The organism is uncultured Pseudoflavonifractor sp. (assembly GCA_904419835.1).
In the GTDB taxonomy this organism is placed as follows: domain Bacteria; phylum Bacillota; class Clostridia; order Oscillospirales; family Oscillospiraceae; genus Pseudoflavonifractor.
Genome location: CAJFTA010000005.1, coordinates 1 through 12969, shown reverse-complemented (window position 1 = coordinate 12969; position 12969 = coordinate 1). Strand labels below are relative to the sequence as shown.

General features: G+C 62.8%; 11 protein-coding genes. 10 read left to right on the top strand and 1 reads right to left on the bottom strand.

The window, feature by feature from the left end:
• Positions 1–331 precede the first annotated feature (331 nt).
• A complete protein-coding gene (locus QZY67_RS01520) occupies positions 332–982 on the top strand; it encodes an HAD family hydrolase (RefSeq protein WP_295368217.1) in 651 nt (216 codons plus the stop codon).
• Positions 983–1258: 276 nt separating this feature from the next.
• Here QZY67_RS01520 and QZY67_RS01515 read toward each other — a convergent pair whose 3' ends face one another.
• The gene (locus QZY67_RS01515; RefSeq protein ID WP_295368216.1) at positions 1259–3163 is read right to left on the bottom strand and encodes a flavocytochrome c; all 1905 of its coding nucleotides are present in this window, start codon (positions 3161–3163) and stop codon (positions 1259–1261) included.
• Positions 3164–3493: 330 nt separating this feature from the next.
• On the opposite strand from QZY67_RS01515, the gene QZY67_RS01510 reads away from it, so the two are divergent.
• From QZY67_RS01510 to QZY67_RS01470, 9 genes are all read left to right on the top strand, one after another.
• The gene (locus tag QZY67_RS01510) at positions 3494–4405 is read left to right on the top strand and encodes a phosphate ABC transporter substrate-binding protein (protein ID WP_295368215.1); all 912 of its coding nucleotides are present in this window, start codon (positions 3494–3496) and stop codon (positions 4403–4405) included.
• Between the two features lie 214 nt (positions 4406–4619).
• Positions 4620–5474, top strand: coding sequence for a phosphate ABC transporter permease subunit PstC (gene pstC, locus QZY67_RS01505; RefSeq protein WP_295368257.1), 855 nt, complete (start codon positions 4620–4622; stop codon positions 5472–5474).
• A 47-nt stretch (positions 5475–5521) separates the two neighbouring features.
• Entirely contained in the window at positions 5522–6376 is an 855-nt protein-coding gene (gene pstA / locus QZY67_RS01500) for a phosphate ABC transporter permease PstA (RefSeq protein WP_295368214.1), read from the top strand.
• A 12-nt stretch (positions 6377–6388) separates the two neighbouring features.
• Entirely contained in the window at positions 6389–7150 is a 762-nt protein-coding gene (gene pstB / locus QZY67_RS01495; RefSeq protein ID WP_295368213.1) for a phosphate ABC transporter ATP-binding protein PstB, read from the top strand.
• A gap of 1 nt (position 7151) precedes the next feature.
• Positions 7152–7796 carry a phosphate signaling complex protein PhoU gene (gene phoU / locus QZY67_RS01490; RefSeq protein WP_295368212.1) on the top strand — a complete coding sequence of 215 codons (645 nt, stop codon included), beginning with the start codon at positions 7152–7154 and terminating at the stop codon, positions 7794–7796.
• Between the two features lie 36 nt (positions 7797–7832).
• Positions 7833–8504 (top strand): response regulator transcription factor, encoded by a 672-nt coding sequence (locus QZY67_RS01485; RefSeq protein WP_294536336.1) that lies wholly within the window; start codon positions 7833–7835, stop codon positions 8502–8504.
• Positions 8505–8573: 69 nt separating this feature from the next.
• The gene (locus QZY67_RS01480; RefSeq protein ID WP_295368211.1) at positions 8574–10316 is read left to right on the top strand and encodes an ATP-binding protein; all 1743 of its coding nucleotides are present in this window, start codon (positions 8574–8576) and stop codon (positions 10314–10316) included.
• 128 nt (positions 10317–10444) lie between these two features.
• On the top strand, positions 10445–10999 hold the full coding sequence (locus QZY67_RS01475; RefSeq protein ID WP_295368210.1) for a dipicolinate synthase subunit A N-terminal domain-containing protein: 555 nt from the start codon (positions 10445–10447) through the stop codon (positions 10997–10999).
• A 54-nt stretch (positions 11000–11053) separates the two neighbouring features.
• The gene (locus QZY67_RS01470) at positions 11054–12613 is read left to right on the top strand and encodes a recombinase family protein (RefSeq protein ID WP_295368209.1); all 1560 of its coding nucleotides are present in this window, start codon (positions 11054–11056) and stop codon (positions 12611–12613) included.
• Positions 12614–12969: the final 356 nt, after the last annotated feature.

The window sequence follows — 12969 nt, the reverse complement described above, 5'->3', positions numbered from 1 at the left end:
CGGTACAGGGCGCAGTCCCCATCACAGCCACTTTGTTTGGATGCTGACACTATATCACCGGAAAAGGTGATTGTCAAGGCCGCCGGAGCGGAAAAACAAAGAAGGAAAGGGAAGAAAAAGTATTCTCTGTCGGAGGTGAGAGGCGCCCCGCCGGGGAGAATTGAAATTGAAGGGAGGGAAAATATATGGTATAATGTAAAAAAAGATGGAATCGGTCTCCGGGCCGGTTTCCACAGCAGCACAGCGGGCGGAGAGAAAAAGCACGGAGCTGGGCATCCCCGGCACCGACGGCCGCAGGCAGCACAAAAACAAGGTAAGGACGGTATGATACGTGAAATTCAAGGCAGTGCTCTTTGACTTTGACTACACCCTGGGGGACGCCACCGAGTCCATTGTGGTGGGCTTCCGCCACGCGTTTGAGAAGATGGGGCTCCCTGAGCCTGCCGAGGATGCCGTCAGGCGCACCGTGGGCTATCTGCTCAAGGACGGGTATACCATGCTCACCGGCGACAGCAGCCCCGAGCGGCAGGAGGAGTTTGTCCGGCTGTTCCAGGAGAAGTGCCGCCCCATGCAGCCCAAAACCACCAGGCTGCTGCCCGGCGTCCGGGCGCTGCTGGAGGCCCTGAAGGCGGCGGGGGTGCCCATGGGGATCATCACCTCCAAGCGGGACTCCGCCCTCCAGGCCGTGCTGGAGGCGCTGGGCATCCGGGAGCTGTTTGCCCTCACCATCTCGGGCGACCAGGTTCACGCCCCCAAGCCCGACCCCGCCGGCCTGCTCCGGGCCATGGAGACCCTGGGCGTGACCGGGGACGAGGTGCTCTACTGCGGCGACACGGTGATTGACGCCGAAACCGCCCGGCGGGCCGGAACCCACTTCGCAGCGGTGACCACCGGTGTCACCCCCGCGGCGGCTTTTCAGGACTACCCCTGCGGCTATGTGGCCCGGGACATGGTGGATATGAAGGCCTGGCTGGGGCTGTAATCACCGGAAAATTTAAAAGAACAAGGGACTTTCTTAACCCTTTTTTTAGACAATCGAGGTACCATACAGGCAGAACGGAGCGTGCGAAAGAAAGGAGGACTGGCCATGGAACTCATCGCGCTGATGATTGCCGCCGCCGGAATCCTGCTTGTCATGAGCGGCAGGCTGGGACAGGAGACCAGATGACGTTCTGCCCCCGCGGCAGCGGGAACAACAAAAGGAAGGCCCGGAACCAGCTGGTTCCGGGCCTTCCTTTTGTTATATCTACGGAATAAATTACTTGGCGTAATCGGCGGCGGACTGGCCGGAGATGCGGCCAAAGACGATGAAGTCGGCCACAGCGTTGCCGCCCAGGCGGTTGGCGCCGTGGATTCCGCCGGTGACCTCGCCGGCGGCGAAGAGGCCGGGGATCACATTGCCCTCGGTGTCCAGCACCTGGGCGCTGGTGTCGATCTGCACGCCGCCCATGGTGTGGTGCACGCCGGGGGCGATCTGGATGGCATAGTAGGGAGCGGTATCCAGAGGATTGGCAAAGCTGGTGCGGCCGAACTCGGCGTCAGTGCCGGCGGCCACGGCGGCGTTCCAGGTCTCCATGGTGGAGGCGAAGGCGTCGGCGGGGACGCCCATGGCCTCGGCAAGAGCCTCGTAGGTGTCGCCCTGGACGGTGTAGCCGGCGTTGATGTACCCGGCGATAACGCTGGAGGCGTCCACCATCTTCTGGTCCACAACCAGCCAGGCGTAGCCGCCGGTCTGGGCCAGCTCGGCGGCGGACACGGCGTCACGGGTGCCCACCTCGTCGCAGAAGCGCAGGCCCTCGGCGTTGACCAGGATGGCGCCGTCGCCCCGGAGGCCCTCGGTGATGAGGGCGGAGGTCTTCTGCTCAACGGTGGGGTGGATCTGGATCTGATCCATGTCCACGGTGGCGGCGCCCACGGCCTCGGCCATCTTGATGCCGTCGCCGGTGATGCCGGGGGCGTTGGTGGTGACAAAGCCCTCCAGCTCGGGTTTGAGCTGGGCCACCATCTCCAGATTGGCGCCGAAGCCGCCGGTGGCCAGCACCACGCTCTTGGCGTTGACGGTGTAGCCCTCGGCCTTGACGCCCACGGCGGCGCTGTCGGCCATCAGGATCTCGGTGGCGGGGGCATTGAAGATGATCTGCACGCCGTTGTCCTCGCAGGCCTTCTGGAGGATGGGGATGATGTAGGAGCCGACGGAGACGGTCTTGCCCTCGGCGTCCACGGGGCGGTGGATGCGCTTGACGCTGGCGCCGCCGAAGGAGCCCACGTTGTGCAGGTCGGCGCCGATGGTGGACAGCCACTCAATGGCGGGGGCGGAGTTCTCGGCCAGGGTCTTGACCAGGTCGTAGTTGTTCAGGTTCTTGCCGCCCACCAGGGTGTCCAGGATGAACAGCTCCACGCTGTCAAAGTAGCCGGTGGGGTTGGCCTTGTAGGCGTCGTACTGCTCCTGAACGGTGGCCACCAGGTCGGAGAGCTCAGGATAGGTCTCGGCTGCGGTGGACAGAGTCTTCTCCACGCCGGCGTCCTCGGTGAACTCGTTGGTGTCCTGCCACTCGGTCTTGGCGGCGTTCATGCCGCCGGTGGCGCGGGCGGAGTTGCCGCCCACCATGGAGGTCTTTTCCAGCAGGACCACGGACTTGCCGGCCTGGGCGGCAGTGATGGCGGCGGTCATGCCGGCGCCGCCGGCGCCCACGACCACAACGTCGGCCTCCAGGGTCTGCTCCTCCGCGTCAGCGCCGTCGCCGCTGGAGACGGGGACCAGAGAGGCGGGGTCCACGCCGGCGGCAGTCAGAGCGGCGTTCACAGCCTCAATGAAGGCGGTGCTGGTGACAGTGGCGCTGGAGACGGTGTCGATCTGGCTGGACTGAGCGTCCACCACGGCCTGGGGCAGGCTCTCCAGAGCCACCTCGCCGATGGTCTCGGTCTCGGTGGACTCCAGGACCTCCACCTTGTCAATCCTGTCGGCGGACAGGGTGACGGCGACCTTGATCGTGCCGCCGAAGCCCTTGGCCTCGCCCTCATAGGTGCCGGGGGTGAACTTACCCTCGGCCACAGGGGCGGAGCCGCTGGGCTGGGCGCTGCCGTCAGGCGTGCCGCCGGTGCAGGCGGCCAGGCTGAAAACAAGGGCGAGCGCCAGGAACAGAGCGCTGAGTTTCTTCATCATGCCACGTTCTCTCCTTCTAAAAATATCACAGGGTTGAATTTCATACCAAAACAGTGGGGCTGTTTTGGCGGCATCCCTTTATATCATAAGACAGGAGAAAAAGCAATAACTTTGTCGTTAATTTATTAATTATTGGGTCAATCTTTTTACCATGGACACGAAATCACATGATATTTGCAATGTAAAATGGACAAAATGGGAAAAGCAATCTCTTTACACAGGCTTTACAAAGGCCTGCGGGACAACTTTACAATGGTCCGGTATACTAGTCCGTGTTCGAGAGAACGACGAAATAAAGAAATGAACAAAGACGATTGGAGAATGAACGAAATGAAAAAGATTTCCGCACTCTTTCTTGCTCTGGCTATGTGCGTGGGCCTGATGGCCGGCTGCAGCAGCACCGGCGACACCACCGGCAACAGCGACCAGCCCACCACCTCCCCCTCCGCCGGCACTGAGGTCAGCACCCAGCCCTCCGCCGAGCCCAGCGAGAACACCGAGCTGTCCGGCATCGTGAACCTGAACGGCTCCACCTCCGTGGAGAAGCCCATCCTGGCCATGGCCGAGGCTTTTATGGAGATGTACCCCGACGTGACCGTCAACTATGACCCCACCGGTTCCAGCACCGGCATCAACGCCGCTCTGGAGGGCACCTGCGATGTGGGTCTGGCCAGCCGTGACCTGAAGGACGAGGAGAGCTCCCAGGGCCTGACCGCCACTGTGTTCGCCCTGGACGGCATCGCCATCATTGTCAACAGCGAGAACCCCGTGGCCGACCTGAGCTTGGAGCAGATTGCCGGCCTGGCCAACGGCACCATCACCAACTGGAGCGAGGTTGGCGGCAGCGATGCCCCCGTGGTCCTCATCGGCCGTGAGGCTGGCTCCGGCACCCGCGACGGCTTCGAGTCCATCACCGGCACCGAGGACACCTGCGTCTACACCCAGGAGCTGACCTCCACCGGCGCTGTCATCCAGGCTGTTGCCGGCAACCCCAACGCCTTCGGCTACGCCTCCCTGTCCGCTGTTGAGGGCAGCGACGGTGTGAAGGCTGTCTCCGTTGAGAATGTGGCTCCCAGCGAGGAGACCGTTCTGGACGGTACCTACAAGGTGCAGCGCAACTTCAACTTCGTGTTCAACAGCAGCAGCGAGCTGTCCGACGCCGCCCAGGCGTTCGTGGACTTCGCCCTCTCCGCTGACGCCGCCGACCTGATTACCGGCGCCGGCGCGGTGCCCCTGGCCTGATTCAAAACCCTACCTGTTGGCCTGAGACACCTCCGCACAGCCTGCGGAGGTGTCTCAGGCTGACTGAATGTCCGCCCGAAAGGAGCTTTTCCAAACTATGGATGAAACGCTGCACATCTCCAACGCTCAGGAGTCCCAGCCCCGGAAAGCCGAAAAAGAGAGAGAGAAGAGGGGCCGGGAGCCCCACTCCGGCCAGCGCAGCCCGCTGCGGGCCATGGAAGTGGTGATGAACGGGGTCTTTTTCTTCTGTGGTATTGTCGCCATCGTCTTTGTCCTCTTCATCAGTATTTACCTCATCGTCTCCGGCCTGCCCGCCATCATGGAGATTGGCCTGGTGGACTTCCTCTTCGGCCAGACCTGGGCCTCCACCGCCAAGGACCCCCAGTTCGGCATCCTGCCCTTTATCCTCACCTCTATCTACGGCACCGCCGGTGCTGTGGTGCTGGGCGTGCCCGTGGGCCTGATGACCGCCATCTTCATCTCCAAGGTAGCCCCCAAGAAGGTGGCCGCCATCGTCCGTCCCGCCGTGGACCTGCTGGCCGGCATCCCCTCCGTGGTGTACGGCCTCATCGGTATGATTGTGCTGGTCCCCGCCGTGCGCGAGGCCTTCAACCTGCCCGACGGCGCCAGCCTGTTCGCCGCCATCATCGTGCTGGCCGTCATGATTCTCCCCTCCATCATCAGCGTCTCCGAGACCGCCCTCAACGCGGTGCCCCGTGAGTATGAGGAGGCCTCCCTGGCCCTGGGTGCCACCCACATCGAGACCGTGTTCCGGGTCAGCGTGCCCGCTGCCTCCAGCGGCATCGCCGCCTCTGTGGTGCTGGGCATCGGCCGCGCCATCGGCGAGGCCATGGCCATCATGATGGTGGCCGGCAACGTGGCCAACATGCCGGGGCTGTTCAAGTCCGTCCGCTTCCTCACCACCGCCGTGGCCAGCGAGATGTCCTACGCCGCCGTCGGTTCCCTCCAGCGTCAGGCCCTGTTCTCCATCGCCCTGGTGCTCTTTGTGTTCATCATGCTCATCAACGTGGTGCTCAACGGCCTGCTCAAGAAAAAGAACAAGGACTGAAGCACGCGCTTCCCGCTATGAATTTTCCTGAAGGGATGATATACTAAATGGAAATGAAACGCCTTTCCGGACGGCGGCGGGTCTACGACAAGAGCCTGCGGTTCCTGCTGTACCTGTGCGCCTTCCTCACCTGCGCGCTGCTGGTGGTCATCATCGGCTATATCTTTGTCCGGGGCCTGCCCAACGTGACCTGGCAGCTGCTCTCCACCAAGCCCAGCCACATCAAGGGCACCATCGGCATCCTTCCCAATATTCTCAACACGCTCTATATCATTCTCATCACGCTGATTGTTGTGCTGCCTCTGGGCGTGGGCGCGGCGGTATACCTGACCGAATACGCACGCAACCGGAAGCTGGTCTCCGCCATTGAGTTCGCCACCGAGACCCTCACCGGCATCCCCTCCATCATCTACGGCCTGGTGGGCATGCTCTTCTTCGTGCAGTTCTGCGGCCTGGGAACCTCCCTGCTGGCCGGCGGCCTGACCCTGGTGGTCATGACGCTGCCCACCATCATCCGCACCACCCAGGAGAGCCTGAAGACCGTGCCCCAGTCCTACCGGGAGGGCGCTCTGGGCCTGGGCGCCGGCAGGTGGCACATGATCCGCACCATCGTCCTGCCCTCTTCGGTGGACGGCATCGTCACCGGCTGCATCCTGGCCATCGGCCGCGTGGTGGGCGAGTCGGCCGCCCTGCTCTTTACCGCCGGCATGGGCCTGACCATCAACAATTTCTTCGAGGCCATGGGCAGCAGCGGCGCAACCCTCACCGTGTCCCTCTACATGTACGCCATGGAGCGGGGCGAGATCGACGTGGCCTTTGCCATCGCGGCCATCCTGATGATCCTGACCCTGATCATCAACCTGGCGGCCAAGCTGGTGGGCAGCAAGCTGAGAAAAAAGTAAGGAGCGAGCCTTATGGATGAAACAACGATTCTCTCCGCCCGGGACCTGAACCTGTGGTACGGAGAAAACCACGCCCTCAAGGGTGTGAATATGGACATTCCCGAGCGTCAGGTCACCGCCCTCATCGGCCCCTCCGGCTGCGGCAAGTCCACCTTCCTCAAGACCCTGGACCGGATGAACGACCTGGTGCCCGGCATCAAGATCACCGGCAGCGTCAAGTACCGGGACCAGGAGATCTACGACCCCAGCGTGGACGTGACCTGGCTGCGCAAGCAGATCGGCATGGTGTTCCAGAAGCCCAATCCCTTCCCCATGAGCATCTACGACAACATCGCCTACGGTCCCCGCACCCACGGCATCCGCAGCAAGAGCAGGCTGGACGACATTGTGGAGAAGTCCCTCCGGGGCGCGGCCATCTGGGACGAGGTGAAGGACCGGCTGAAGAAGTCCGCCCTGTCCCTGTCCGGCGGCCAGCAGCAGCGTATCTGCATCGCCCGCGCCCTGGCCGTGGAGCCCGATATCCTGCTGATGGACGAGGCCACCTCCGCCCTGGACCCCATCTCCACCTCCAAGATCGAGGACCTGATCGGGGACCTGAAGAAGGACTACACCATTGTCATCGTCACCCACAACATGCAGCAGGCCACCCGCGTCTCGGACAAGTGCGCCTTCTTCCTGATGGGCGAGCTCATCGAGTTCGGCGACACCACCCAGCTCTTCTCCATGCCCAGAGACAAGCGGACCGAGGACTACATCACCGGGAGGTTCGGATAAAATGAGAAAGACCTTTGACGCGGAGCTCCAGGAGCTCAACGCCGAGATGATCGACATGGCTGCCGCGGCGGAGGACGTCATTGACGCGGTGACGGCGTCCCTCACCTCCGCCGACCAGGACGCCGCCAAGGGCGCCGTGGAGATGACCAAGCACATGGACCAGATGGAGCGGGACATTGAGAACCGCTGCCTGCGTCTGCTCCTTCAGCAGCAGCCCGTGGCCCGGGACCTGCGCACCATCTCCGCCGCTCTGAAGATGGTCACCGACCTGCAGCGCATCGGCGACCAGTGTGCCAACATCGCCGAGCTGTCCGGCCTGCTGGGCAATCCCGGCAGCAGCCAGGCCATGAAGGATATCCGCACCATGAGCCAGAAGGCCGGCATCATGGTCAAGCGCTCCATCTTCGCCTACGCCAACCGTGACACCGCCTCCGCCCATGAGGTGGTGGACCTGGACGACGAGGTGGACCGCCTCTTCCAGGCCGTCAAGCACGAGCTGGTGGAGCTGATTGTAAACAACCGCAGCGAGGCCGATCAGGCCATTGACCTGATTATCATTGCCAAGTATCTGGAGCGGATCGCGGACCACGCGGTCAACATCGCCCAGTGGGCCATCTACTGCGTGACCGGAGAGCTGGCCGGCTGAGACGCCGGCGGCAAATTTTGTGTGGGGTGAGATTCCATGTCCCAGGTGATTCTGGTGGTTGAGGACGACGAGAGCATCCGCGAGATGCTCCGCTATTATTTTCAGTCCGTGGGGTACACGGTCCGGGCCTATGAGTCCGGCGAGGCCATGTTTGAGGGAGAGGAAGGCCGGGACTGCCCGGTGCTGTGCATCCTGGACATCATGCTCCCCGGTATGGACGGACTGGAGATCCTCCGCCGCCTCCGGGCGGACCGGGACCGGGAGGGGGTGCCCGTCATCCTCCTCACCGCCCGCACCGCCGAGATGGACCGGGTCAACGGCCTGGAGGCCGGAGCGGATGACTACGTGGTCAAGCCCTTCGGCATTATGGAGCTCCAGGCCCGGGTAAAGGCGGTGCTCCGCCGCACCCGGAAGGGGGAGGAGAGCCGCCTCATCCGCTGCGGGGACCTGGAGATTGACCCGGCGGCCCGGGTGGTCCGCCGGGGCGGGGAGCAGGTGGACCTGACCTTCAAGGAATTCGAGCTCCTCCGCCTTCTGGCCACCCACCGGGGCGTGGCCCTCACCCGGGACGAGATCCTCCAGTCCGTCTGGGATTACGACTACACCGGCGAGACCCGCACGGTGGATATGCACGTCAAAACCCTCCGGCAGAAGCTGGGAGAGGAGTACATCACCACCGTCCGCGGCGTGGGATACAAGATGAACTGAACGGCGGCCGGGCGGCGCCGGGGTATGCCCCGGCAGCTGCCCGGCCCTCTGAATACAGGGGGAATTCTGATGAAAAAACGACTGATCTGCGCCATGCTTCTCACCGTTCTGGCGGCGCTTCTGGTATCCAGCGTCGCGGGCATCTGGGTGCTGCGGGGGCGGGAGATGACCGCCGCCCGGCAGAGCCTTCACGAGCTGCTGATTCTGATGGACGCCCAGAGCGCCATCACCGACCCGGAGGGGCTGACCGAGCAGTTTTACCAGGCCGCGCCGGAGAAGCGCCTGACCATTATTGACACCGACGGCACCGTGGTGGCCGACACCGAGGCCGATCCGGCTACCATGGAAAACCACGCCGACCGGGAGGAGTTCAGGCAGGCCGTGGCCACCGGCTGGGGCGAGTCCCTCCGGGCCTCTGACACAACGGGTATCACCATGCTCTATGAGGCAAAGCGCTTTGCCGACGGCATGGTGGGCCGGGCCTCCATGCCCGTCTCCTCCATCAACAGCCTGGTGCTGGACAGCGCCGGCGGCTTTCTCGTGTCGGCCCTGGTGGCCCTGGTGCTGGCGCTGGTCATGGCCAGCCGGATGGCCCGCATGGTACTCAGACCCCTTAATGTGGTGGGAGAGGCCCTTCAGGGTGTGCTGGACGGAGAGGCGGAGGATAAGGCCGCCCTGGCCGCCTATGAGGCCGACGACGAGGTCCGGCCTCTGCTGCGCTACATTGACAAGCTGATGGATCGGCTGAGCGCCTATATCGACGAAATTCGGGCCGAGCGGGACAAGGTCAACCTGATTCTGGAGTGCATGGACGAGGGGCTCATCCTGCTGGACGAGGAGGGGCGCGTCCTCACCCTGAACCGGTCGGCCCGCCGCCTCTTCAGCCTGAGCGATGAGTCCGACGGCAGCAGCATCCTGCTGCTCACCCGCTCCCGCCGTCTGCGGGAGGCACTCAAGACCGTCCGCACGGAGAAAACCCCCGTGGTGCTGGATCTGGACGACCCGGCCTTTGACGGCAGAAGCCTGCGCATGTTCCTCTCTCCGGTCACAGGCCGGCAGTACGAGGGGGAGACCGTGGGCGCCTCCATCCTGATCTCGGACGTGACCGAGCTCAAGCGGGCTGAGGGCATCCGCAGTGAGTTCACCGCCAACGTATCCCATGAGCTCAAGACCCCCCTTACCAGCATCAAGGGCTTTACCGACATGCTCTCCTCCGGCATGGTCAAGAGCGAGGAGGACCGCAAGCGCTTCCTTACCATGATCGGCGTGGAGGTGGACCGGCTCATTGAGCTCATCAACGATATTTTAAAGATCTCCGAGCTGGAGTCGGTGGCCATTGACCAGTGCGAGGAGGCCAGCGACGTGCTGGAGACCGCCAGAGAGACCCGGACTCTGCTGGAGCCAGCCGCCAAGGAGGCGGGCGTCACCCTGACCGTCACCGGCGAGAGCGCCATGGCCGCCATTCCGGCCGGCCGGCTGAAGGAGCTGCTCCTCAATCTGATGGAAAACGGCGTGAAGTACAACGTCAAGAACGGCAGCGTCAGCGTGACCGTGTCCGCCGACAGTGCCTGGGTTACCACCGTGGTGGCCGACACCGGCATCGGCATCCCTGAGGACGCGCAGAAGCGGGTCTTTGAGCGATTCTTCCGTGTAGACAAGGGCCGGGCCCGGAAAAACGGCGGCACCGGCCTGGGCCTGGCCATTGTCAAGCATATTGTCCAGCTCTACGGCGGAACAGTCGCCCTGGACAGCGCCCTTGGCCAGGGCAGCACCTTCACTGTGAAGCTGCCCCGGGCGGCGGACCAGAACTGAGAGGGAATGAAAAATTGCGGGAAAAAGCGGCGACCCGGTTCAACTGAACCGGGTCGCTGCCTTTTTTCTGCACTCTTTCCGGCAGAGGGAATAAGATAAAGTAGTCGCGGTGAATGGAGGAACGATCCATGAGAGAAGAACTGAATTTCTGGGTGATTGGCGGGGATATGCGCCAGGCCAGGCTGGCGGAGCTGCTGGCCGCCGACGGGCACAGCGTCCACACCTTTGCTCTGGAGCAGGGGGATAGGCCGGAGCAGGCGGCCGAAGAGGCCACGCTGCGGGAGGCGGCCCTGGCCGACTGCGTCATTCTCCCCCTGCCGGTGGAGGGAGAGGCGGGGATGCTGAACACGCCCCTCTCCGCCGGGCGGCACAGCCTGGCCCAGGTGCTGGGCGCCCTCCGCTCCGGGCAGATGATCTGCGGCGGCCGGGTGTCCCGTGAGGCGGCGGCGCTGGCAGAGGAACGGGGACTGGTGCTCCGGGACTATTTCCGGCGGGAGGAATTGGCCGTAGCCAACGCGGTACCTGCCGCATGGGGTATTTTACAGCGGCAGGGTGCTTTTCGGCTGCCCGGCGGCATATGCTCTCCTGAGAACGGAAGGAGGGCTGGGCATGAGAGAGCAGGAAGCCATGGAGCCGGAGCTGAAGCGCTTGGTACGCCGGGGAATTGTGCGCCACTTACATAAGAAGGGCGTCATTACCAGGCTGGAGGCGGAGAAGCTGCTGGAGGAGGGGAGACTGTGACGGATGGGGGTGAGCTGCTGGTGGCGGCCTACTGCCGGGTGTCCACCGACCGGACGGACCAGGCCAATTCCCTGCGCAGCCAGAGGGAGTACTTTTATACCTATATCACCGGCCGCCCCGGGTGGCGGCTGGCCCAGGTCTACGCCGACGAGGGTCTGTCGGGCACCAGCATCCGTCGCCGGGCGGCCTTTCAGCGCATGATGGAGGACGCGGCGGCGGGAAAGTTCGGCCTGATTCTGACCAAGGAGGTCTCCCGCTTTGCCAGAAACACAGTGGACACCCTTGCCTGTACCCGCAGGCTGAAGGAGGCGGGCGTTGGGGTGGTGTTCCTCAGCGACGGCATCGACACCCGGGACAACGACGGGGAGCTGCGCCTCACCATTATGGCCAGCATGGCCCAGGAGGAGTCCCGAAAAACCTCTCAGCGGGTCAAATGGGGCCAGCGCCGCCGGATGGAGGCGGGGGTGGTCTTCGGCAGCGACTCCACCTACGGTTTTGAGACCAGAGGGGGCGCCCTCACCGTACGCCCGGCGGAGGCCGAGGTGATTAGGCTCATCTACCATAAATATTTGGCGGAGGGAAAGGGAGCCCACGTCATCGCCCGGGAGCTGAATCAGGCGGGGATTGCGCCGCCCAGGGCAGAACGGTGGTCCGAGAATACCATTCTCCGTATGCTCCGCAACGAAAAGTATGCGGGCGATCTGCGCCAGAAAAAGTATATCACAGTGGACTACCTCACCCACCGGAAGGTGGAGAACCGGGGACAGGAGGAGCAGCTCTATCTGCGGGATCACCACCAGGCCATTGTGAGCCGGGAGACCTGGGAGGGAGTTCAGCGGGAACTTAAACGGCGGAGCGCCGCGCGGCAGGGGGGAGAACGGCACTCGGCCCGGTATTGGCCGTCGGGCCGGGTGTGGTGCGGCGGCTGCGGCGCACCCTATATTCCCCGCACCAGCCGCCGGAAGGACGGCTCAGTGTACAAGAGCTGGGGCTGCCGGGACAGCTGCGGGATGAGAATGGTCAACGACAAAAGCCTCCTTACCTGCGGACGGTTCGGCCTGGAGCGGCTGGGGGCGGACGCCGAGGGCGAGCTGGCAGACCTGGCAGGACAGATTGAGCGGATGCGGAGCGGGGAGAAAACAGAGCCGGCGGAGCGAACGAGAAAGCAGAGAGAGGCGGAGCGCCGGCTGCGCCGTGCGCTGGAGGGATATCTGGACGGCGTCATTACGGCAAAAGAGCTGGAGGAGGTGCGGGCGCAGTGCAGCGCAAAACCAGACATGACAGAGGCGGAAGAACAGGAGCGGGGGAAAACGCTCCCTATGCCGGAGGTCAGCGATGGGCTGTGGGAGGATATCCTCCGGGAAACCGTGGCGCGGGTGACAGTATATCCGGATAGTCTGGAGCTGATTTTTCAGGCAGGCGAAAAAAGCCTGCAAATTTGGTATTCCACAGAGGGAAAGGGGGAATCCTATCAGACAAATATCCACCGTTGGAAGGAGAAAAGGGGGACGGACGACAAAATGAAAAAAGTGCTTGACAAGCGAAGCGAGACATGATATCATATAAAAGTTCGCTGCGAGGGCGGCGGGCGGCTGGATGAGAGTTCTGGAATTGAACTTTGGGAGCTGAAAAGCTTCGAAAAAGTTTGAAAAAAGTACTTGACAGCAACAAAAAGATATGATATACTGAATGAGTTCCTGCCGCTGAGGTAGGGCGTGCACCTTGTAAATTAAACAACGTGAAGAAACACGAAGCACCAGAAGAGGACAAGAAGTTCTCTTGACAAGCGCAAGCTTGATTGAGAGGCTCTTTTAAATTTCTTTGAAGCTGAGAATTAGGCTTCAATAAAATTGATTTAAGGAACCGGAAGGTTCTTTAGATACCATTTTATTGAGAGTTTGATCCTGGCTCA

Bases quoted from the DNA above. Each gene is read 5' to 3' on its own strand.
- QZY67_RS01515 (WP_295368216.1), bottom strand. From the start codon at position 3,163: ATGATGAAGAAACTCAGCGCTCTGTTCCTGGCGCTCGCCCTTGTTTTC.
- QZY67_RS01510 (WP_295368215.1), top strand. From the start codon at position 3,494: ATGAAAAAGATTTCCGCACTCTTTCTTGCTCTGGCTATGTGCGTGGGC.
- pstC (WP_295368257.1), top strand. From the start codon at position 4,620: ATGGAAGTGGTGATGAACGGGGTCTTTTTCTTCTGTGGTATTGTCGCC.
- pstA (WP_295368214.1), top strand. From the start codon at position 5,522: ATGGAAATGAAACGCCTTTCCGGACGGCGGCGGGTCTACGACAAGAGC.
- pstB (WP_295368213.1), top strand. From the start codon at position 6,389: ATGGATGAAACAACGATTCTCTCCGCCCGGGACCTGAACCTGTGGTAC.
- phoU (WP_295368212.1), top strand. From the start codon at position 7,152: ATGAGAAAGACCTTTGACGCGGAGCTCCAGGAGCTCAACGCCGAGATG.
- QZY67_RS01485 (WP_294536336.1), top strand. From the start codon at position 7,833: ATGTCCCAGGTGATTCTGGTGGTTGAGGACGACGAGAGCATCCGCGAG.
- QZY67_RS01480 (WP_295368211.1), top strand. From the start codon at position 8,574: ATGAAAAAACGACTGATCTGCGCCATGCTTCTCACCGTTCTGGCGGCG.
- QZY67_RS01475 (WP_295368210.1), top strand. From the start codon at position 10,445: ATGAGAGAAGAACTGAATTTCTGGGTGATTGGCGGGGATATGCGCCAG.